At 63.6% G+C, this 21,156-nt stretch carries 18 protein-coding genes; 9 read left to right on the top strand and 9 right to left on the bottom strand.

All coding sequences use genetic code 11. From position 1 onward, the window contains the following. Window positions 1-53: 53 nt before the first annotated feature. A complete protein-coding gene (locus Q3Y64_RS11245; RefSeq protein WP_303561857.1) occupies window positions 54-890 on the top strand; it encodes a hypothetical protein in 837 nt (278 codons plus the stop codon). Between the two features lie 45 nt (window positions 891-935). Here Q3Y64_RS11245 and Q3Y64_RS11240 read toward each other — a convergent pair whose 3' ends face one another. From Q3Y64_RS11240 to Q3Y64_RS11225, 4 genes are all read right to left on the bottom strand, one after another. Beyond that, window positions 936-1,541, bottom strand: a complete 606-nt coding sequence (locus tag Q3Y64_RS11240) for a CDP-alcohol phosphatidyltransferase family protein (protein WP_101941064.1) — start codon at window positions 1,539-1,541, stop codon at window positions 936-938. A 37-nt stretch (window positions 1,542-1,578) separates the two neighbouring features. Beyond that, the gene (locus Q3Y64_RS11235; RefSeq protein WP_303561852.1) at window positions 1,579-2,049 is read right to left on the bottom strand and encodes a GNAT family N-acetyltransferase; all 471 of its coding nucleotides are present in this window, start codon (window positions 2,047-2,049) and stop codon (window positions 1,579-1,581) included. 75 nt (window positions 2,050-2,124) lie between these two features. Then, entirely contained in the window at window positions 2,125-3,837 is a 1,713-nt protein-coding gene (gene recJ, locus Q3Y64_RS11230; RefSeq protein WP_101941062.1) for a single-stranded-DNA-specific exonuclease RecJ, read from the bottom strand. Next, window positions 3,834-4,925 (bottom strand): hypothetical protein, encoded by a 1,092-nt coding sequence (locus tag Q3Y64_RS11225; protein WP_143707345.1) that lies wholly within the window; start codon window positions 4,923-4,925, stop codon window positions 3,834-3,836. The genes recJ and Q3Y64_RS11225 overlap by 4 nt, the downstream gene beginning before the upstream one ends. A 92-nt stretch (window positions 4,926-5,017) precedes the next feature. Between Q3Y64_RS11225 and Q3Y64_RS11220 the strand changes: the two genes are divergently transcribed. Further along, on the top strand, window positions 5,018-6,271 hold the full coding sequence (locus Q3Y64_RS11220; RefSeq protein ID WP_101941060.1) for a lipoprotein-releasing ABC transporter permease subunit: 1,254 nt from the start codon (window positions 5,018-5,020) through the stop codon (window positions 6,269-6,271). Beyond that, on the top strand, window positions 6,264-6,956 hold the full coding sequence (gene lolD / locus Q3Y64_RS11215; RefSeq protein WP_303561846.1) for a lipoprotein-releasing ABC transporter ATP-binding protein LolD: 693 nt from the start codon (window positions 6,264-6,266) through the stop codon (window positions 6,954-6,956). Before Q3Y64_RS11220 ends, lolD begins: the two co-directional genes overlap by 8 nt. Window positions 6,957-6,971: 15 nt before the next feature. Here the strand turns inward: lolD and Q3Y64_RS11210 are convergent, their stop codons facing one another. The 4 genes from Q3Y64_RS11210 to Q3Y64_RS11195 all read right to left on the bottom strand — a co-directional run bounded on the left by Q3Y64_RS11210 (window position 6,972) and on the right by Q3Y64_RS11195 (window position 12,439). After that, window positions 6,972-9,416 carry an EAL domain-containing protein gene (locus Q3Y64_RS11210; protein ID WP_303561843.1) on the bottom strand — a complete coding sequence of 815 codons (2,445 nt, stop codon included), beginning with the start codon at window positions 9,414-9,416 and terminating at the stop codon, window positions 6,972-6,974. Continuing rightward, window positions 9,413-10,837 (bottom strand): sensor histidine kinase, encoded by a 1,425-nt coding sequence (locus Q3Y64_RS11205; RefSeq protein WP_303561841.1) that lies wholly within the window; start codon window positions 10,835-10,837, stop codon window positions 9,413-9,415. The genes Q3Y64_RS11210 and Q3Y64_RS11205 overlap by 4 nt, the downstream gene beginning before the upstream one ends. Window positions 10,838-11,091: 254 nt before the next feature. After that, a complete protein-coding gene (locus Q3Y64_RS11200; RefSeq protein ID WP_303561840.1) occupies window positions 11,092-11,802 on the bottom strand; it encodes a hypothetical protein in 711 nt (236 codons plus the stop codon). A gap of 70 nt (window positions 11,803-11,872) precedes the next feature. Further along, window positions 11,873-12,439 (bottom strand): DUF2062 domain-containing protein, encoded by a 567-nt coding sequence (locus tag Q3Y64_RS11195; protein ID WP_101941057.1) that lies wholly within the window; start codon window positions 12,437-12,439, stop codon window positions 11,873-11,875. Between the two features lie 94 nt (window positions 12,440-12,533). Between Q3Y64_RS11195 and Q3Y64_RS11190 the strand changes: the two genes are divergently transcribed. The 6 genes from Q3Y64_RS11190 (at window position 12,534) to Q3Y64_RS11165 (ending at window position 20,606) form a co-directional block, all read left to right on the top strand. Further along, on the top strand, window positions 12,534-14,873 hold the full coding sequence (locus Q3Y64_RS11190; RefSeq protein WP_303561837.1) for a DNA internalization-related competence protein ComEC/Rec2: 2,340 nt from the start codon (window positions 12,534-12,536) through the stop codon (window positions 14,871-14,873). A 56-nt stretch (window positions 14,874-14,929) separates the two neighbouring features. After that, window positions 14,930-15,781 carry an alpha/beta fold hydrolase gene (locus Q3Y64_RS11185; protein ID WP_303561834.1) on the top strand — a complete coding sequence of 284 codons (852 nt, stop codon included), beginning with the start codon at window positions 14,930-14,932 and terminating at the stop codon, window positions 15,779-15,781. 87 nt (window positions 15,782-15,868) lie between these two features. Then, window positions 15,869-16,708, top strand: a complete 840-nt coding sequence (locus Q3Y64_RS11180; RefSeq protein ID WP_303561832.1) for a helix-turn-helix domain-containing protein — start codon at window positions 15,869-15,871, stop codon at window positions 16,706-16,708. A gap of 147 nt (window positions 16,709-16,855) precedes the next feature. Further along, the gene (locus Q3Y64_RS11175; RefSeq protein WP_303561830.1) at window positions 16,856-18,694 is read left to right on the top strand and encodes an ABC transporter substrate-binding protein; all 1,839 of its coding nucleotides are present in this window, start codon (window positions 16,856-16,858) and stop codon (window positions 18,692-18,694) included. 117 nt (window positions 18,695-18,811) lie between these two features. After that, window positions 18,812-19,525, top strand: a complete 714-nt coding sequence (locus Q3Y64_RS11170) for a DUF599 domain-containing protein (RefSeq protein ID WP_101943141.1) — start codon at window positions 18,812-18,814, stop codon at window positions 19,523-19,525. Window positions 19,526-19,757: 232 nt separating this feature from the next. Further along, window positions 19,758-20,606 carry a 5'-nucleotidase, lipoprotein e(P4) family gene (locus Q3Y64_RS11165; protein WP_303561827.1) on the top strand — a complete coding sequence of 283 codons (849 nt, stop codon included), beginning with the start codon at window positions 19,758-19,760 and terminating at the stop codon, window positions 20,604-20,606. 66 nt (window positions 20,607-20,672) lie between these two features. Here the strand turns inward: Q3Y64_RS11165 and msrB are convergent, their stop codons facing one another. Next, on the bottom strand, window positions 20,673-21,068 hold the full coding sequence (gene msrB / locus Q3Y64_RS11160) for a peptide-methionine (R)-S-oxide reductase MsrB (RefSeq protein ID WP_101943137.1): 396 nt from the start codon (window positions 21,066-21,068) through the stop codon (window positions 20,673-20,675). Window positions 21,069-21,156 lie beyond the last annotated feature (88 nt).

The raw sequence follows: 21,156 nt of genomic DNA, 5'->3' as shown, positions 1-21,156 counted from the left end.
CGCCGGAGCTCGCCCGATGATCGAGCTGGTTTTTTCGTTAAAAGGATGACGACATGTGTACATCGGTCTTGCAGCGTCTGACCGCTGTTTCAGTTCTTTGTCTTGCCGGCGGCATGAGTGGTGCAGCCCAGGCAGAGGATTGGCAGTATTCCGTGCAGCCTTATCTGTGGCTGCCAACCATCAATACCACCTTCCGTTTTTCGGCGCCTGCCGGCAGCAGTGCGCCGGAGAGCGAGGTCGGCCCGAACGACTGGCTCAGCAATCTGCAGATGCTCGTGATGCTCAATGGCGAAGCCCGCAAGGGTGATTGGTCCATCATTTCAGACGTGGTCTATCTGAGCTTTGCCGGCGAAAAGAGCCAGGTGAGGAGTATCGATTTCAATGCCGATGGTGCCCACAACCGCTATTCGAGCAGCCTGGATGCCGGCAGCAATACGACATTCAAGGGGCTCGAATGGACACTGGCTGGTAGCAAGGTGGTGGCGCGTAACAGGGCCGATACTTTCGAAGTGCTAGGGGGTGTGCGCTACTTTGGCCTCAAGGCAACGGCAGATTGGGCACTGAATGCTTCGGTCAGCGGCCCGGCAGGCACGAGCAGCTTCCCGGCCAATGGCAGCATTTCCGAGCGCGTCGATCTGTGGAACGCCATTGCTGGCGTGCGCGGTGATATCCAGCTTGGTGCTGGCAACTGGCATGTGCCGTATTACCTGGATTTCGGCGTTGGGCCGGATGCGCAATCCTGGCAGGCCATGCTGGGGCTGGGTTACCGCTTCAAGTGGGGGAGCGCCAACTTCGCCTATCGTCACATCGCTTACGACCAGCCTTCCGACAAGCTGGTGCAGAACCTGAGTTTCAGCGGGCCGGCCTTCGGCGCGAGCTTCAAGTTCTGAGGGAGCAGGCTGCAAGCGAACGGCCCGACACTGTCGGGCCGTTTTTCATTCTGCAGCAGCTTCAGCCAGCCCCTTGCGTACGCGCTGCACGATGGTCAGTGCGCAGAGCAGGCTCATGAGCGGAAAGACCAGCGCCTGCCAGCCCTGCACCGGCAACCCCAGCCAGATGGCCAGCGCCAGCGCCCCGATCACGAAGGCACGGTCGCTCTTGCCGAAGGGGCCGTCATAACGGCGTGAGGCGTCCACCATGAGGCCGATCACGCCGCTCATCTCGACCACGATCGACAGCGCAATGAAGACCCCGACCCACAGCGCCGGGAAGTGCAGCAGGGCGGCGAAGGGCAGATAGAGGCAGGCATCCGAAATCACGTCGGTGAGCTCGTTGAGGTAGGCGCCGAGTTTCGACTTTTGCCCGAACTCGCGCGCCAGCATGCCGTCGATGGCATTGAAGGCCATGCGCAGGAACATCCACAACGGGATCAGGCCGAACAGCGCCGGGCGCGGGTCGATGAAGAGCCACAGGCCCAGAGCCACCGAAATCACGCAGGCGGCAAGCGTGACCTGATTGGCCGTGACGCCGGCATTGAAAAGCGCGCGGGTCAGCGGGCGGAGCAGGTTCTGGAACTTAGGCTTGAGGGCGTAGATGCTCATCGGGAGTGAGGTTTCAGGGGGAGGATGAAAGTCTGGATCACAACGGCTTTCCGAGGAAATGCGAGCGTATTGCATAACCCAGTTCTTCGTACAGCGCGATCGCCCGCTCATTGAAGGCCCATGCGTGCAGGCGCATATCGATGGCGCCATGCTTTGCTGCCCATTCTTCCGCGCGTGCCATCAGTGCGCGGCCAACCCCCTTGCCACGATGTTTACTGGCTACGCTGACCGAGCCGATGCGTCCGTAGCGCATGGGCTGCATGAGCGAACCGGACTCCTGGAACAGGCTGACAGAGACAAAGCCGATGACCTGGTCATCGCGCTCTGCGACGAATGTCTCGGCCTCCGGCGCGCCGATCCCCTTTGCCCAGAAGGCCTGGTCGCGCGCCGCTTCGCCTGCGGGGGCAAAGATCTGTGGCCAGACGCGGTGGTGGATCTCGTTGACCTCGTTGCCCAGTGCGCAAATTGAAGGAATGTCTGCAATGGATGCCTGGCGGTAGCTGATCATCACGCTTCGGAGAGACTGCTTAAGTGAATGGCAACTACTTTATCGTCATAACGCTGCCTACGAGCAGATTGGGGGTCACGCTGGCTCGAAATATTCCAGCATCAGCTGCAGGCTCTGCACGCCCTGCCATTCATTGCTGGAGAGGCGGTAGGCGGCGCGGATGCGGGCGGGCACATTTTCGGCGCAGTTGAAGCGCACTGCTTCAAAGACTGCGCCGGGTTTGGCCAGCTCCAGCTTGAGGTGCCGTTCCTTCATCAGGCGCTGGCGTTTGACTTCGAACACGTCCTCGAAGAGTGGCGCGGCGAAGCCCTGACCCCAGATCTCGTCGTCGATGAGGCGAGCGGTTTCGAGGCTCATGTAGCCGGTCTCCAGCGCGCCGTCGGTCTCCAGCGTGCGCTGCAGATCATTGGGCGGTACCAGTTCGGCCACGGTGTCGGCAAAGATCTGGCGGAAGCGCGTGAAATCTCGCTCGCGGATCGTCAGGCCGGCGGCCATGGCGTGGCCACCGAATTTCAGGATCAGGTCCGGATGGCGTTTGGTGATCAGGTCCAGAGCGTCGCGCAGGTGGAGTGCCGGAATGCTGCGGCCCGAACCCTTGATCTCGCCGCCATCATCCTCGCGCTCGCTGGCGCGGGCGAAGGCAATGGTTGGGCGGTGCGCCTGATCCTTGATGCGGCCGGCCACGATGCCGATCACGCCCTGATGCCATTCCGGCTCGAATAGCGCGATGGCCGGCCCTTCATCAATCCGGGTGGCATCCAGCGTGGCGAGCGCGGCGTCGCGCATCTCGGCCTCGATCTCGCGCCGCTCCACATTCAGGTTCTGCAACTCCTGAGCGATGGTGAAGGCACGGGCATAGTCGTCGGTGATCAGGCATTCGATGCCCAGACTCATGTCGGACAAGCGCCCGGCGGCATTCAGGCGTGGGCCCAGCGCGAAGCCCATGTCGAAAGGGGTTGCGCGCGCTGGGTTGCGCCCGGCCATGGCGAAGAGGGCACGGATGCCGGCGCACATGCGGTCCGAACGCATGCGATTGATGCCCTGGCGCACCAGCAGGCGATTGTTGGGATCGAGCTTGACGACGTCGGCTACCGTACCCAGCGCCACCAGATCGAGCAGGCTGGCGAGGTTGGGTGCCGGATTTGCGTCGGTGAATATGCCACGCTGGCGCAGTTCGGCGCGCAGAGCCAGCGCGGTATAGAACATCACGCCGACGCCTGCGAGGTTCTTGCTCTCGAATGTGCAGCCGGGCTGGTTCGGATTGACGATCACTTCGGCTGTGGGCAGCGTGTCGCCGGGCAGGTGGTGGTCGGTGACCAGCACCGTCATGCCCAGCGCCTGCGCTGCAGCGACCCCTTCCACGCTGGCGATGCCGTTGTCCACGGTGATCAGGATATCGGCTTCGAGACGCGCCACGTCGGCGACGACCGAGGGCGAGAGGCCGTAGCCGTGCACCACGCGATCCGGCACGAAGTAGTGCACGTCTTTCGCGCCGAGCAGGCGTAGCGCCCGGATGCCGACCGCACAGGCGGTGGCGCCGTCGCAGTCGTAGTCCGCCACGATTACCATGCGTGCCTGGGCTTCGATGGCATCCGCCAGCAAGCGCGCGGCGTCCGCAATGCCCTTGAGCCCCTCAGGCGGCAAGAGGCCTGCAAGGTCCATCTTCAGTTCGCTGGCGGAATGGATGCCGCGCGCAGCGTAGAGGCGAGCCAGCAGAGGGTGCAGGCCGGCGTCCTGCAACTGGCGGGCGGTGCGCGAATCGGCTTGGCGCTGGATCAGGCGGGTCATGCGGGGCGGTTCTCCGTAGGGGCCTGCAGCCACGCGCTTAGTCCGCTGCCGGCGAGTGGCTTGCGCCAGAAAGCCCAGCGTGCGAGGCGTGGCAGCCGGACGCTGAGCAGACATTTGTCGGACGGGGCCTGCAGACGGAGTTCCTGAATCCGCCCGCTTTGCCAGGCCGCGAGAAGGGGCTGCAGAAGCCGGCGTTCGATTTCCTGCAAGCCACCCAGCCAGGCATTGAAGTCGCCCATCTGCGCGGCCTCCTGCAAACGGCCGTCGTGCAGCCAGCTCTGGCCGGGCAGTCCGGCGCAGATGCGCGCGGGGCTGTCGATGAACTGGCAGGCGGCCCGGCGGGCAAGGCCGCGCAGCAGCGGGTCCGAGCTACACAGATGCGTGGTGGGCGCCTGCAGGGCGGGCAGGGCGGTGTCGGCCTGGCCCCAGAACCACAGGGCATTCGGTGCGAGCTGGCCGCGCTCACTACGGGCCTGACTCACGGGGTGATTGTGCAGGCAGACCTGTATCTCGTTGGCGAGCCGGTTCCAGCGTCTCGCGTCCTCGCCTTCGGATGGGAAGAAGGCAACCGGGCGGCCGAGCACTTCGGCTAGCGGATGGAAGCGGGCGCCGACCGGCGCCTTGGCGAGCAGGTAGAAGCGCTCCGGGCTGGCGGCATGCCAGTGGCCCAGATCGGCGAATTCGGTGTTCAGCGTATCGATCAGCGCGCTGACCTCTAAGGGCTGCAGGGCCAGTTCGCGCGGACCGCGCAGAAGCAGGGCGTCGGAGGCGAAGCTGAGCGAGACCGGATCGGCGCAGAGTACGTGCGTTGCGGCGGTCGTGGGGTGCGTGTCTTCGCCGGCCAAACGCAGCGCCGCCCAGGGCAGTTCGCTGGCGCCGAACTGAGCAGGGAGCCACTGTGACCAGGGTTCCGCCGCCTGCTCGCGGGTGTCGCCGCGCCCGAGCAGGGTGGCCAGCGCCGGCAGATCAAGTTGTTGAAGGGAGGCCGTGATGCCGCTGCCGGGCCAGACGAGGCCGGGCAGAACAAGCGTGGCGCGGGCGGGCTCGCTGTGCTTGGGGCGGGTGCCCATGCTGGGATGAAAACTCACAGGATTTTCAAGGCCGAATAGGGCGCTAAAGAAGGGCGCTAAAAAGGGCGCGGGGTGCGCCAGAGGCCAGGGCAGTGTAGCATTGCCGCGCCATGAAATTTCCTCTCCTTGTCGGGCTGCGCTATGTGCGCGCCAAGCGTCGCAATGCCTCGGGCGGCGGCTTCATTTCCTTCATTTCCTTTGCCTCGATGGCAGGCATTGCGCTGGGCGTGATGGCTCTGATCGTGGTGCTATCGGTCATGAACGGCTTTCAGGAAGAGCTGCGCAACCGCATCCTCGGCGTGGCGGCGCATGCGCAGATCCTGTCCTTCGATGGCAGTCTGCAGAACTGGCGCACCTACAGCGCCAAGGCGCTCGAGCGCAAGGATGTACTCGCGGCAGCGCCCTTTGTGCAGCAGCAGGCGATGTTCTCGATGGATCAGGCCGTGCGCGGTAGCGTGATTCGTGGCATCGATCCGGCACTGGAGGATACCGTGGCCGACTTCGCCCGCTTCATGCGCTCGGGCGAGCTGGGCGACCTGAAGCCAGGCGAGTTCGGCGTGATTCTGGGGCGTGAGCTGTCGCTCGCGCTGGGTGTGCGGCAGGGCGACAAGGTGACCCTGATTGCCCCGCAGGGGCTGGTGACGCCGGCCGCTGTGCTGCCGCGCGTGAAGCAGTTCCGCGTGGTGGGCGTGTTCGAGGCCGGCATGTATGAGTACGACTCGGGTCTGGCCCTGATCCACATGAAGGATGCACAGACGCTCTACCAGATGGGGGACGCGGTGAGCGGCGTACGTCTGCGCCTGGCCGATCTGTTCAAGGCGCGTCAGGTGGCGAGCGAGCTGGGCGGGCAACTGCCGCAGGATGCCTTCGTGAGCGACTGGACCCAGAGCCATGCGAATTTCTTCCGTGCCGTGCAGATGGAAAAAACAGTGATGTTCATCATCCTGTCGCTGATCGTGGCGGTGGCCGCTTTCAACATCGTCTCAGCGCTGGTCATGGCAGTGCAGGACAAGAAGGCCGATATTGCGATTTTGCGCACCCTGGGCGCCAGCCCGGCCGAGGTGATGACGATCTTCGTGATCCAGGGGGCCACCATGGGCCTGATCGGTCTGGGGGTCGGCACCCTCGGCGGTGTGCTGCTGGCCAAGAACATCAGCACCATCGTGCCGTGGATCGAACGCACCTTCCACATGCAGTTCCTTGCCAAGGACGTCTACTACATCTCGGATCTGCCCTCGCAATTGCTGTGGGGTGACGTGCTCGGCGTGCTCGGGGTGGCCTTTGTGCTGACCGTGGTGGCCACGCTCTATCCGAGCTGGCGAGCTTCGCGCATCAATCCGGCGGAGGCGCTGCGCTATGAGTGAAGTTGCGATGAACGAATGTGTGTTAAAGGCCCGTGGCCTGTCCAAGGCTTATGGCAGCGGTGATGCGGCCGTGCATGTGCTGAGTGGCGTGAGCCTCACCGTGGGCAAGGGGGAGACGCTGTCCATCATCGGAGCCTCGGGCTCCGGCAAGAGCACCTTGCTGCATCTCTTGGGCGGGCTGGATACCCCCAGCGCCGGCTCGGTGGAGCTGCTGGGCCGTCCGCTGACCTCGATGAACGAGGCCGAGCGTGGCCGCATGCGCAATCAGGCGATGGGCTTCGTCTACCAGTTTCACCATCTGCTGCCGGAATTCACGGCGCTGGAGAACGTGGCCATGCCGCTGGTGATTCGTGGCCTGCCCACGCCGGAAGCGCATGGCCGGGCGGCGAAGATGCTGGAGTCTGTCGGCCTCGGTCACCGCCTCACGCATACGCCGGGAGAGCTCTCCGGGGGGGAGCGCCAGCGTGCCGCGATTGCCCGTGCGCTGGTCACCGAGCCGCGCGTGCTGCTGGCTGATGAACCCACCGGCAACCTCGATCGCCAGACTGCCGCGACGGTCTTCGACCTGATGCTGGACCTGAACGAACGTTTGGGCACCGCCCTGGTGATCGTGACCCACGATCCGGAGCTGGCCAGGCGTGCCGGCAGGGTATTGAACCTGCGTGACGGAGTGCTGGAGGGCTGATGGCGCGCGCCCGGCTCAATGTGGGTCAGGGGCGTCGGCGAGCAGCAGAGTCAGTGCCGGATGTGCCACCGGGCGACTGAACAGATAGCCCTGGCCGCCGTCGCAGCCGAGTTGCCGGAGAATGGCGGCCTGCTCAGGGCTTTCGATGCCTTCGGCAATGATTGCCATATGCAGCGAGCCGGCGAGTGCCACCATGGCCTTGACGATGGCAACGCCATCCTTCTTTTCCGGCAGGTGGGTGATGAAGGAGCGGTCGATCTTGATGCGGTCAATCGGCAGGTCGCGCAGGATGCTCAGCGACGAGTAGCCGGTGCCGAAGTCATCAATGCTGACGGCAATACCCAGGCGTTTGAGCGTGCCGAGAATCTCGATGCTGCGCTCGATGACCTGCAGCGTACTCTCGGTGATCTCGATCTCCAGCGCCTCGGCGGGGAAACCCGTCTGGGCCAGGGTCTCGCTCAGGGTGTGGATGAAGTCTTCGCGGCGAAACTCGCGCGCCGATACGTTGACCGCCAGGCGTAACTGCTCGCCCGTTGCATTCCTGAGCCCCGCGATATCACGACAGGCGCGCTCCAGGACCCAGCGCCCGAGGCTGTCGATCACGCCGCTTTCCTCCGCGATGGGAATGAAGCGATCCGGCGGCACCATGCCTAGTTCCGGGTGCTGCCAGCGCAACAAGGCCTCAACGCCGAAAATCTGCCCGCTGGCCAGTTTGATCTGGGGCTGGTAAAGCACGCTGAGCTGCTTTTCCTCGATGGCGTAGCGCAGACCCTGTTCCAGTAGCAGGCGCTCGTTGGTGTGTGCCGCCATCTCCTGTGAGTAGAAACAGTAGCGGTTGCGCCCTGCCGATTTGGCCGAGTACATCGCGATGTCGGCCGCGCGCATGAGCAGGTGCTGGTTGTTGCCGTTCGCGGGGTATACAGCGATACCGATGCTGGCGGAGACGGTGATTTTCTGGCCGCTCAGGCTGACCGGCAGGCGCACCGTGTTGAGGATCTTGCGGGCCAGCTCTGCCGCGTATTTTTCACTGGCACCGCTGGCCAGAATCACGAATTCGTCGCCTCCGAGGCGGGCCACGGTGTCGGTGCCGCGCAGGGTGTCGCGCAACCGTCCGGCGATGACACGCAGCAATTCGTCACCGACGCTGTGGCCCAGGGTGTCGTTGACGACCTTGAAGCTGTCCAGATCCAGGAACAGCAGCAGGCAGGAGTGTTTCTGACGGCGGGCCAGTTCGATGGCCTGACCTAGGCGATCGTCGAAGAGTAGGCGATTGGGCAGGCCGGTCAGAGGGTCATGGTGAGCGAGATGATTGAGACGCTCCTCGACGACATGTATTTCGCTGACGTCGGAGAAGGCGATGACGAAGTTGCTGACCTGATTGAGCGGGTCGCGCACCACGCTCAGGCTTTGCCAGGCAGGGAAGCGCTCGCCGCTGCGCCGCTGACACAGCACCTCACCCTGCCAGTAGCTGTCCGGGCCGGCAGCCAGGGTGGCGAAGAAGGCCGCACTGTCGTGCCCGCCGCGTTGCACGCTGAGCAGCAAGTCGGTGTCGAAACCCAGCGCTTCGGCCTCGCTGTAGCCGGTGATGCGCGTGAAGGCCGCGTTGACCGCGACCACTTGGCGCTCGGCACTGGCGATGACGATGGCTTCGGCGGCGGTATGAAAGACGACGCTGGAACGACGCAGACTGTCTTCCGACTGGCGGCGCTGGGTGACATCCTGCAGGATGCCCACTACCCGGCCTTCGCTGCAGGGGCCGGAGTAGGCCCTGACGTTGGCCTCCAGGACATGCGGACCACCGTTGGTGCGCAGGGTACGGAATTCGATGTGCACAGTTTCGCCGCAGCAGCGTGCCTGGCCCAGGGCTTCTGTGACCCGCGCTCGATCGTCGTCGTGCACCCGGGCGATGAAGGCTTCCCAGGATTCGTCGAGCGGCATCCGGGTATCGCCGAAGAGCACGCTCAGATGGCCGTCACCGTGAAGACGGTTGCTCTGCGGCAGCCATTCGAAGACGCCTAGCGAGGCTGCGTCCAGCGCTAGCTTGAGGCGCAGTTCGCTGTTCTCCACCGCCAGCTCGATTTCGCGCCTGGCCAGCGCCATCTGGATGGAGGCGTGCAGCTCGCGCACATCCCAGGGCTTGACGAGGTAGCCGAAGGGCCGGCTGGCCAGTGCGCGCTGCAGCGTGTCGTCCTCGGCAAAGGCAGTCAGGTAGATGACCGGGATCTGATGGCGCTGCTGGATTTCGGTGGCGGCCATTACGCCGTCCATCGCGCCTTCAAGGTGGATATCCATCAACACCAGATCGGGGGCGACCTTGGCGATGCAGGCCAGAGCCTGCTCGCCGCTGCCGACCATGGCACCGACCCGGTAGCCGAAGGACTGGAGCTGGTTCTTGAGGTCGAAGGCGACGATGCGCTCATCCTCGACCAGCATCAGGTTGATGGGTGTTTGGCTGTTCATCGCGAAGTCTCCATGACGGAATCGAGCGGATCGAGAGGGAAGCGTAGGCTGAAGCGTGCCCCCGGTCCGGTCCCAAAGCTGCAGCGGCCCTTGAGCTGTTCGACCAGCAGGGGCACCAGTTGCAGCCCCAGTGACTGGATGCTGTTCAGATCAAAGTCGGGCGGAAAACCGACACCGTTGTCGGTCACAATCAGTTCCAGCTCCTTGGCGTTCAGATGCAGTTCGAGGCTGATTTCGCCGGAACGCCCCTCCGGAAAGGCATGTTTGAAGGCGTTGGTCACCAGTTCGTTGACGATCAGGCCGCAGGGAATGGCGCGGTCGAGGTCGAGAAATTGCGGCCCCGAGGGCAGGGCCCGGCGCAGGCTGATGTGCGCACTCTCTTCGCGGTAGCTGCTGAGCAACAATTGGGCGAGGCGTTCAAGGTATTCGCCCAGATCCACGCGCGAGTAATCCTTGCGTTCATAGAGCAGCTGATGAGTCAGCGCCATCGCCCGTACGCGGCTTTGGCTCTCGCTGAGAATGGCGCGCAGGCGTGGTTCCTGGGTGTGGGTGGCCTGCAGGTTGAGCAGGCTGGCGATGACTTGCAGGTTGTTCTTGACGCGGTGGTGTACCTCGTTGAGCAGCACGGTTTTTTCTTCCAGCGCCTTTTCCAGGGTTTGCTGTACCCGGCGGCGTTCGGTGATGTCCACGATGGAAGCCAGAACCATCCGCCCTTCTTCGGTTTCGATCGGGTTGAGGCCGATCTCAACTGGAAACTCCGTGCCGTCGGCCCGCCGCGCGAAGAGGTCACGGCCGACTCCCATCGGACGGGGCTGGGATTCCTTGAGAAAACCGTTGCGGTAACCCACGTGCTCGCCACGCAGGCGCTCGGGGACCAGCATCTCGATCGGCTGGCCGATCACTGCGCTGCGTGGAAAACCGAAGAGCTGCTCGGTCTGGGCATTCACCAGAACGATGCAACCCTTGCGATCCACCATCACCATGGCGCTGGGCGCATATTCCACGACGCGGCGAAAGCGCTCTTCCAGGCGTTTGCGTTCGGTGATGTCGACGATCGCCGCCAGCACCATGAAACCGTTGCCGGCGTCTATCGGAGTAAGGCCGATCTCGACCGGGAATTCGCTGCCATCGTGGCGCCGTGCGAAAAGCTCGCGGCCGCTGCCCATTGGGCGTGGATGGGGATTGCTGGAGAAGGCCTGGCGAAAGCCCGGATGCTGGCCCGCAAAGCGCTCCGGCACCAGCATTTCGATGGGCTGGCCCAGTAGTTCGTCGCGGCTGTAGCTGAATACCCGCTCGGCCTGGGCGTTGGCCAGCACGATCCGGCCTTCTTCATTCACCATGACCATGGCGGTGGGCGCCCACTCGACGGCCCGCCGGAAAGACTCGTCACCGGGAAGGGGGAGGGCGGCATCGTTCATCATTACTTCCCTGATGGAAGAGGCCGCCAAGGCCGGGCTATCTGCCGTGAAATGCTAGGGCTGTGCCGGAGCTTCAGGGCGACAGGCGCGACTGCCCTGGCACAAAAGCGGGTAGAGCCAAGGGATTGCACTGACCTCACGCGCAATCTTCGGGCAGCGTCTCCATACATTCTTCTCGTGCCCAAAGTCAGGGAATGAGAATTGTTTCTAGCTCTTTCTCAAGCCGATTACCAATCAGATTATTCGCTGTGTGTCGCTCAGTTGCCGAACAGGCCGTACCAGCCAAAGCCGATGCTGAAGGTGGTGGAATCCCTCACGCCAGCCACACGGGCTGCGGTGAGGTCGATGCCAAATTTTTCTGGGATGGCCCACAGGCGCAGGCCAGTAGCCTGTGTGGTGCCGGCGCGTTGCTGGTACTGGGCTTCGGCAAACAGCATCACGCGTTCATGCGCGTCCCACGCCAGCGCGAGATTGGCCAGGCGGGCATTCTGCTGTTCGACGCGATCCCGCGCGTTGCCCAGATTGGCATGCAGGTTGAGGCCGTTCGTGATCTCCCAGCTTGCCAGCAGCAGGGCGCCATTTTCGACCGGGCGATAGCCTTCCCAGGCTTCTTCGGCGGCCGGATAGACGCGGGCGCGGCCAGTCCACAGCTTGGCCCCGAAGCCGACTGGACCGAACTTCAGCACATCTGGCGCCCACTTCAGAGCCAGGCTTTGCGCACTCTCTTTCTGGGCCTCGGGCAGTTTTGTTTCCGAGGCCTCCAGCCCCAGCTCGAATTCGCCTAGCCCGCAAGCCGGTGAAGCGACCCAGGCGCGGGTGTCCTGCGTTCTCTCGTACCAGGCTTCGAGCTGGCATTGCTTGTCCCCAACGGTCGCGGCATCGTCGGTGCCCAGGGGGCGCCCGGCATGGGCCTGGAGGCTGCTCAGGGCGAGCAGCAGAAGGGCAAGGCGGCAGAGAGGGCGGTGCAAGATGGCATCTCCGTGAGGATGGGGGATGTCATCAGGATAGTCATCGGATGAAAGTTGGTATTAATTTTTGTCAATCAGCACCCAATTGCGCTTTGGTGCTGCAGCGGCGCGTCTTGCAGCGTTTATGCCAGCTGTGGCGCAGCCAGATTTCCCAGCCGTATTTCACCGAGAAGTAGCCTGCTGCCGCTAGCAACAGGGCGAGCAAGGGCAGGCCGACGAGCAGGGGCTCGCCCAGTTTCATGATCCATTGCGCCCAGGCAGACATCATCTCCGCGAGGCTATTCCAGTCCACCTCCGGCGGATGCGTGAAATGGGCATGACTGCCGGTCACGAAGCGGCCGATCATGAAAGCCGCGAGATACAGCGGCACGATGGTGAGTGGATTGGAGAAAAAAGTACCGACCAGCGCCAGCGGCAGGTTCACCCGGAAAAACATGCACAGGATGCCAGCGCCCAGCATTTGCAGCGGGCCGGGAATCATTCCGCAGAAGAGGCCTACGGCAATCCCGCCGGCCGCAGAGCGGCGGTTCAGGTGCCACAGACGGGGATGGAGCAGGGTATTGCCGAGCAGGCCGAAGATGCGATGTTCGCGCAGGCTGTCGGGATGGGGCAGGCGATGGCGGATGAATTTGCGCATGGAGTCATTATGGCTGAGCCGATGGGGGGATTGACCGCTGGCAATGCGGGTAAGTTCAGCCGGAGGCCCGGCGGGGGCTGGTAATAATCCCCGCATGCGTCTTTTGATCGTGTTCTTCGCCCTAGGAATCGCATCCTGCCAGTTGCAGGCAAACCTGCAGCCCTGGCCGTTCTGCATGGGTTGCGCCGCCGCACTGGTGGGTGTGGCAATGATCCTGCCGCGCAAGCCCCTGCGCGTGGTGACCCTGTGGCTGGCGATGGCCTTGTTCGGGTTTGCGTACGCTAACTGGCGTGCCGAGTTGCGTCTGGCGGATAGACTCGCCGAACATCTGGAGGGACAGGACCTGCTGCTGCGCGGGCGTATCGTGGGCTTGCCTCAGGTCTTTGAGCGTGGTCTGCGTTTTCGCCTGGAAACCCAGCAGGCTCCTGCTGGAGTCCCTGCCACCTTGATGCTGAGCTGGTATGCGCAGGGAAGGGGCGAGCTGCGACAGATGCCACCAGCAGTGCATACAGGCGAAACCTGGCAGCTCGCGCTGCGCTTGCGCCAGCCCCACGCCAGTCTCAACCCGCATGGCTTTGATTACGAGGGCTGGCTGTTCGAGCAAGGCATTGGCGCGACCGGTTATGTGCGCAGCGGGCCGGGCAATCAGCGCCTCGAGGACAGCGGAGGCGGCCTGATGGCCCGGGTAGATCGCTGGCGCGAGCAGATCCGCAGCCGCTTTGAACGGGCGCTGCCCGACGCTGCCGGGCGCGGTGTGCTGGTGGCGCTGGCGGTGGGTGATCAGGCCGGCATTCCGTCTGCGCAGTGGGAGCTGTTCCGCGCCACCGGCCTGACTCATGCGGTAAGCATATCCGGATTGCACGTTACGCTGATTGGTGCGCTGGCCGGCTGGTTTGCGAGCTGGTTGTGGCGCCGCTCGACGTGGCTGATGCTATGTTTGCCGGCGCAGAAACTGGCCATTCTGGTGGCGGCGCTATCCGCTGGCGCCTACGTGTTGCTGGCCGGTTGTGGTGTGCCGGCCCAGCGTACCTTCTACATGCTGGCAGTGGCGGCATTGGCCCTGTGGAGCGGGCGTGCGGCGGGGGCCAGCCGGGTGATGGCGGCGGCCCTGCTGCTGGTGCTGCTGATTGATCCCTGGGCTGTGCTGTCGGCCGGTTTCTGGCTTTCTTTCGGAGCGGTGGCGGCCTTGTTGCTGGTAGCGCGTCAGCAGAGCGCGGCAGGGCGTGCAAGCTGGCGACGCCTCATGCCGGAATGGCTGCGTGCCCAGTGGGCGGTGAGCGTGCTGAGCTTGCCCCTGCTGCTGGGCTTGTTCCAGCAGTTTTCACTGATCTCGCCGCTGACCAATGCGTTGGCGATTCCCTTGATCAGCATGTTGATCACGCCGCTGGCGCTCGGCTTTGCCGTGCTGCCCCTGCCGTCACTGGCGGAACTCGCGCACTGGCTGCTGGAGGGGCTGCTGGCTTTTCTGGCCTGGTGTGCGGCGAGCCCGCTGGCCTTGTGGCAACAGGCTGCGCCGCCGCTGTGGCTGGTGGCGGTTTGCGCATTAGCGGCTTTATGGGCCTTGCTGCCGCGCGGAGTGCCGGGGCGTGCGGTCGGTTTGTTGAGCTTTGCACCCTTGCTGCTATGGGCTCCTTTGCGTCCGGCGCTCGGTGAGCTGGATGTGAACGTGCTGGATGTGGGGCAGGGCCTGGCGGTGCATCTGCGCACCGCGCAGCATGACGTGCTTTTCGATGCCGGGCCGCAGTACGGGCCCGAGGTGGATGCCGGCGAGCGCATCGTGCTGCCCTGGCTACGCGCCGTGGGGACGCGAAAGCTGGATCTGCTGGTGGTGTCGCATGACGATGTGGATCACTCGGGGGGTGCCGATAGCGTGCTGGCCGCCGCGTCGCCCGCGGCTTGGCGCAGCAGCCTTTCGCCAGACCATGCCTTGCTGGGCTTCGCCAGCCCGCATCAAGCCTGCCGGCAGGGCGAGGCCTGGGAGTGGGACGGCGTGCATTTCGAATTCCTGCACCCCGCCGAGGGCTTCAGCGGCAAGGACAATGAGCTCTCCTGCGTGCTGCGTGTGAGGTCCGCTCAGGGGAGTGTTTTACTCACCGGAGATATTCCGGCTGCTGTTGAAACCCGTCTGCTGCAGGAACAGGCAGAGGCACTCGCCAGCGACATCCTGATCGTGCCGCATCACGGTAGCCGCAGCTCCTCCACGCCGGATTTCATCCATGCGACAGCCGCTCGCCACGCCGTTTTCACAGCCGGCTATCGCAATCGCTACGGCCATCCTGCGCCAGACGTGCTGGCCCGTTATGTGCAGGCCGGAGCAAGCATCCATCGTTCAGACGCTGACGGAGCGCTGCTGTTTCGCTTGCGTGCCGGTGGCATCGAAGTCGACTCCTTCCGCCAGACGCATGCCCGTTATTGGCACGATCGAACTTACTGATTGTTCTTGTTATGCTATTTAACTTTTTTAAGCGATTGTTTCGCTGCTTGGGTGTGATGCCCGATATGCGCCGCTGCAGCGTGCAGTGCCTCACTTCAGGCCAGTTGCACCGCATGGCCTACACCGAGTGGGGGCGGCCGGACAATCCGCGCGTGCTGATCTGTGTGCACGGCCTGTCTCGCAACGGACGGGATTTCGATGTTCTCGCCGCTGCACTCAGCTGCGACTATCGCGTGCTCTGCCCTGACATTGCCGGTCGTGGTGATAGCGACTGGCTGGTGGACAAGAGTGCCTATGCCGTGCCCAGCTATGTGCCACATCTGCTGAGTCTGATTGCGCGGCTGGATGTGGAGCGGGTCGACTGGCTGGGTACCTCAATGGGCGGCCTGATCGGCATGGCGCTCGCTGCCATGCCCGGCAACCCGATCCGTCGCCTGATTCTCAATGATGTCGGGCCGGTGCTTTCGGCTGTCGCCTTGACCCGCATCGGTGACTACGTTGGACGGGCACCGCACTTTTTGGCGCTGGAAGAGGCTGAGCGCTACCTGCGTGGCGTCTGCCCCGGTTTCGGCCCGCTCAGCGACGCACAGTGGCGTCAGCTGACCCTGAACAGCCTGCGCCCGGAGGGCAATGGCTGGCGCATGCACTATGACCCAGCCATCGGTGATGCCATGCGTGCCCAGCCGCTCAAGACCGATATGCTGCTGTGGCCGATGTATGACGCCATCACGGCACCGACCTTAGTGTTGCGCGGGGTGGATTCGGACCTGCTGAGCCATGCCACCGCAGAGGCCATGTGTCGGCGCGGGCCGTGCGCCCGACATGTCGAGATCGCCGCGGCTGGTCATGCGCCAATGCTGATGGATCCGGCGCAGATCGGGATCGTGCGGGAATTTCTGGTGGACTGAAATGCGCTTTGCGATCAATTGGCAGGAGTGGAGCAGGCGTATGCTCGCGGCTCCGTCCCCCTCGTTCTGTCGGAGCCCGCTCAAGCCATGCGCATGACCGTTGAACTCTTCGCCCTGCAGAGCCGCCGCGTGCGCAGCGTGATCGAGTACGTCGCCACCCATCTCGATGAGGATATTCCACTGACGCATCTGGCCGATCTGGCCTGCCTTTCTCCCTCCCAGCTGGAGCGCCTGTATCGCAGCAAGGTGGGGGAGACGCCGCTGGTTACGCTGCGCCGCCTGCGCTTGTCGCGTGCCCTGGAGCAGATCCGCAGCGGTCAGGGCGCATTGCAGGATATCGGTCTTGCGGCAGGCTATGGTTCTGCGGCGGCCTTCTGCCATGCTTTTGTGCGCCGTTTCGGCTTCGCTCCCTCGCAGGTTGGTGCGTATTCGCCGCGCCGCCGGCCCCTGCCGCCCTTGAGCCTTGAATACCTGCCCGAGCGGCCCGTCTGGCAGATGAACTATCGCGGTCAGGCGCGCGAGCAACACACCGGCGCCGCCCCTCTGGTGGGCAATCTGGCCGTGGCCGGGGTGGCGCACTGGCGCAACTGGCTGGCGCTGGATCGCGATTGTCCGCTTGGCGGCGGGTCGGAGCGGAGGGTTGCAGTGCAGCACTTCGTGCCGGCCCTAGGGTTGAGCCAGCAGGTCGCGCAGGTGGATCGCGTCGTCCATCCCGCCGGGCTGTATGCGGTCTGGCACACCCTGACTTTCCCGCGTGCGGCCAGCTTGCCTGGGGTTGTCGAGGAAGTCCGAGCCAGGTTTGGCTGCATATGGCGGCAGGAGGCGCGCCTGTTGCTGCGCGAGATTACGGTCAGCGGTTACACCGCGCCGCAGGAGCGTCGCTTTGCGCTTTACCTGCCGGTTGTCGCACTCAAACGCCGATCCTGATCAAGGATGCGATGGCCTGCGCGGCATGCTGAGTCCGTCGGCAAACGGCCGGCATTTGCCCTGATGAGGACAAGCATGCAGCGATATCTATTTTTCCTGAGCCGGTTTTGGCGTAGCGGGCTGGCTGTCTGGGCTGCTCTGGCCTGTATGAGCAGTCAGGCTTTCAGCGAGGCACCCGAACTTTCAGCGCGGGTAGCGGCAGGTGAGTTGGCGCCGGTACAGCGTCGCCTGCCAGATTCACCCGAAGTGATTCACGCACTCCCCGGTGCGCGCTACGGGGGCAGCCTGCGCAGCGCCTTGCTGGCCAGTGGTGATGAAAACGGCGTGCTGCGCTTTGTGGCCCAAGGGCTCACGCGTTGGGATACGCGCTTCGAGCGCATCCAGCCCAACATCGCGGAGCGCTGGACGGTGAATCGCGATGCGACCGAGTACGTGTTTAGTTTGCGCCGCGGCCTGCGCTGGTCCGATGGTGTGCCTTTCACGGCTGATGACGTGGTGTTTGCCGTCAATGAAGTGATTGCCGACCGCAGTCTCTCCGGCCCGCCGGCCGATCGCTATCAGGCTGCCGGGGAGACCATGCGGGCGGAGAAAATCGATACCTGGCAGGTGCGCATTCGTTTTGCTGCGGGCAATCGCCTGTTGCCCGAGGAGCTGGCCGGTCCCTATGGCCATCACCCAGTGCTTTATCCCCGGCACTACTGCACGCGCTTTCATGCGGCCTACAACCCGCAGGCTGATGCCGAGGCCAAACAGGCTGGTCTGAGTGGCTGGATGGCGCTCTTTAATCGTCAGTGCCCGGCCTTCGTGGGGCGCTGGTCTAACCCGGACAAACCCACCCTTGATCCCTGGGTGATCAGTGCAGGTTTGGGGCGCGGTCTGACGCCGGTCGTCCTGCAGCGCAATCCCTACTTCTGGCAGGTGGACCAGCACGGGCGCCAGCTGCCTTATCTCGATGCGATCCGTTTCGAGCTCTTTCGTGATCCCACGGCCATTCTTGCCGCGGCCATGGAGGGGCGGCTGGACCTGCAGATCCGTCATGTCAGTGGGGTAGCTGCGCGTGAGCGGCTGGCAGCGCTGGCGGCCAGCGGCAGCCATGTGCAGATGAGTTTGCCGGACGTGAATGCGTCGGCAGTCGGGCTTTATCTCAACCACACCACTGTGCGTGACGCGCTGCGCCGCCTGTATGCCGACGTGCGCTTCAAGGCGGCGCTGTCGCAGGCCTTTGATCGCGATGCCATCGCGCGCGGCGTGTTCCGCGGTGAGGTCACCCCCTGGCAGGTTGGGCCACCGCGTGGCCACCGTTTTTACAATGAGAAACTGGCCAGCCAGTTCATCCGCTTCGATATCGCCGCAGCCAATCACAGTCTCGATGCGTTGGGTCTCACGGCACGCGATGCCCAGGGTTTCCGCCTGCTGCCCGATGGCGCTCGCCTGAGCCTGCGCGCCATTGTCAACAGCAACGCTGAGCAGATGATCGCCACGCTCGAGATGGTGCGACAGGACTGGGCGCAGGCCGGTATCGAGCTGGTGATCGAGGCCCTGGATCGTGCGGTGGCAAGCAGCCGGGCGCGCGCCAATGATTACGACATCAGTGTGGATGTCGTCTCCGGTGGTATCGACCCGACCTACAACCCACGCGCCTATCTCGCCCAGCATCCGGCCGATTCGCGCCAGGGCCTGCCCTGGGTGCGCTGGTACGATAGTCACGGCGCCGAAGGCATGGAACCGCCGCCGGCGATGCGCCAGCGCCTGCAATGGTGGGATGAGTGGAAGGCCGCCCGCTCCGCTGCCGAGGCCGACCGGCTGTTCCAGCGGATTCTCGCCATCGCGGCAGAGGAACTGGAAGTGCTCGGCACCGTCAGCTCGCCGGCCCAGACCGGCATTCGCGCCCGCCGTCTGCAGGGCGTGCCCGATCAGATGCCCGGCGCCTGGATCTGGCCCACGCCCAACCCATCACTGCCGCAGCAGTATTTCTTCACTGATTAGCCGCGCCAGAGGCGCGCAGCGGACACTTCCATGCCCGCTGCGCCGACCTGGGGATGCGCTTGCGTGCGGGCAGGGCCTCGGGCATCCTTGCCCGCCTGTCATGCGGAGCTGCGCACCATGGATTTCCTGGCTTTCTTCAAGCAGTTCTTCTGGGCCGACTGGTTGGGGCTGGTCTGGTTCCTGATCTGCTGGTTCGGCTATGAGCGCCTTGTAGAGAAAGGCTGGAAGGGGCATTCGACCCTGCTTGTCGAAGGCCATCGCCTGCGCGTGCAATGGGCGCAGCAGATGCTTACGCGCGAGAACCGCATCGTCGATTGCGCGTTGGTCAGCAATCTTGTCAGTAGCGTGAATTTCTACGCCAACACCTCGATCTACATCATCGCCGGCCTCTTCGCGACCCTCGGGGCTCTGGACCGCTTCATCGATACCGCCGCCGAGCTGCAGTTCTCGCGCAGCATCTCGCGTGAGGCCATGGAGCTCAAGCTGATTCTGCTGATCACCATCTTCGTGGTGGCCTACTTCAAATTCACCTGGGCGTTGCGTCAGTTCAATGTGCTCTCGATCACTACCGGCGCGGTGCCGCCCAGGGAGTCCGCCCCGGAAGTGCTGGAGCGTTTCGCCCAGAAGCACGCCGCCGTGAATACCTGCGCGGGCGACGATTTCAACCGCGGCCTGCGCGCCTATTACTTCGGGCTCGCCGTGCTGGGCTGGATGCTCTCGCCCTGGCTTTTCATCATCGCGACCACTGTGGTGGTTTACGTTCAAGCCCGGCGCGAGTTTGATTCACCGGTGCTCCGGGCACTGCGTGAGGTGGATGAGAGAAACGCGTGATTGAGCGAACCCTTGTTGATCGGCCGATGAACTCCCGGATCAGCTTGCGCTGTATCCGAGGGGGATTTGTTGAAGGCATGTGTCCTGACCGCTAGGGGGCAGAATTCTCTGCATTCGTGTTCAGGCATGAGGGTCTTCCATACCCGCTGATGGGCGCAAACCGTTTGCGCTTCGATAATCGTTGAAAGTCCCGACAGGGACATTCAACGCATCAATCGGACAGGGGGAAATCTTGAAGCAGATTTATCTGGTGGTCTTACTCATGTTCGGCTTGGCGTCCGGCACCTATGCACAGACGCTGCCTCCTACAGAGAAAGCCATTTCTCAGGTTAACGGTGTGCTGTGGACACAGCAATCGCTGGAGCATCATGCCGCGGCGGCGATGGCTTATCACGCCGCGAGCGCAGCGCTGCCGCGTGTCATTCACGGCAAGCTCTGGGCTTCGTTGGAGCAAGGCAAGGCAAAGTTACAGCGGCCGGCGGTGATTCTTGATGTGGATGAGACCGTGCTCGACAACTCGGAATACGATGCTTGGGCCGTGCAGAACAATCAGACATTTGCGCCGCAGAGTTGGTCCGCCTGGATCAGGCGTGAGGCAGCGCCTGCGGTGCCGGGTGCGGTGCGCTTCACTCAGCTGGCGGCGAAGCTGGGAGTGGATGTGTTTTATGTGAGCAACCGCGAATGCGTGGCGGATGAGGCCGATCCTTGTCCGGCGCTGACACATACTCAGTCAAACATGGCCAGGCTGGGGTTCGCTCGTGCCAATGACCGAGCTGCGTTTATGTTCAAGAAGCAGCGTCCGGAGTGGAGCGTTAGCGACAAAAGCGAGCGACGCGCAAAAATTGCCGAAACACACCGAGTCATCATGCTGATCGGCGATGACATGGGGGACTTTCTACCGGTTGCAAGCGTGGAACGTTTGCGCAGAGGGGAGGCTGACGCTGCCGCCAGCGAAATAATGAGCCACTTCGGTATGAATTTATTCATGATCCCGAACCCCAGTTATGGATCATGGGAAAAAGCGCTGCCGGCCAATCCGGCTGCACGCATCCCTTTGCTGAAAGGGCTGGAAGGGCTGTAGCAGCGCCCCTCGATGAAGGACTCGTCGTAGGCTCTAGCCTCCATGCACGCTGTTATCAACAGTGCTTCAACTCTTCTTCAGCTTGATCGAGGCCGAGTTGATGCAGTAGCGCAGGCCGGTCGGGGCAGGGCCGTCATCGAAAACATGGCCCAGGTGCGCGCCGCACTGCTGGCACAGCACTTCGGTGCGGTACATGCCGTGGGAAAAGTCCTCACGCTGCTCGACGTTTTCCGGGGCAGCAGCGCTGTGGAAGCTGGGCCAGCCGCAGCCGGCATCGAATTTCGTGTCCGACTGGAAGAGCTCGGCACCACAGCAGCGACAGCGGTAGTCGCCGTTTGACCATTCGTTCCAGTATTCCCCGCTAAAGGGACGCTCGGTGCCGGCCTGGCGGGTGACGCGGTATTCCTCGGGGCTCAATACTTCACGCCATTCTGCGTCGGTCTTCTCGATGGGGCGGGGCATGGTGGGGGCTCTCTGTGATTGTGAATTGGCTTGTCTTCAAGACCTTACGGCATTTTTGCCCAGTTTTGGAGGGGCGCTTCCGCTATAA

The organism is Uliginosibacterium sp. 31-12, from assembly GCF_030548425.1.
Classification (GTDB): Bacteria; Pseudomonadota; Gammaproteobacteria; order Burkholderiales; family Rhodocyclaceae; genus Uliginosibacterium; species Uliginosibacterium aquaticum.
This window is presented reverse-complemented; position numbering and strand designations above follow the sequence as displayed.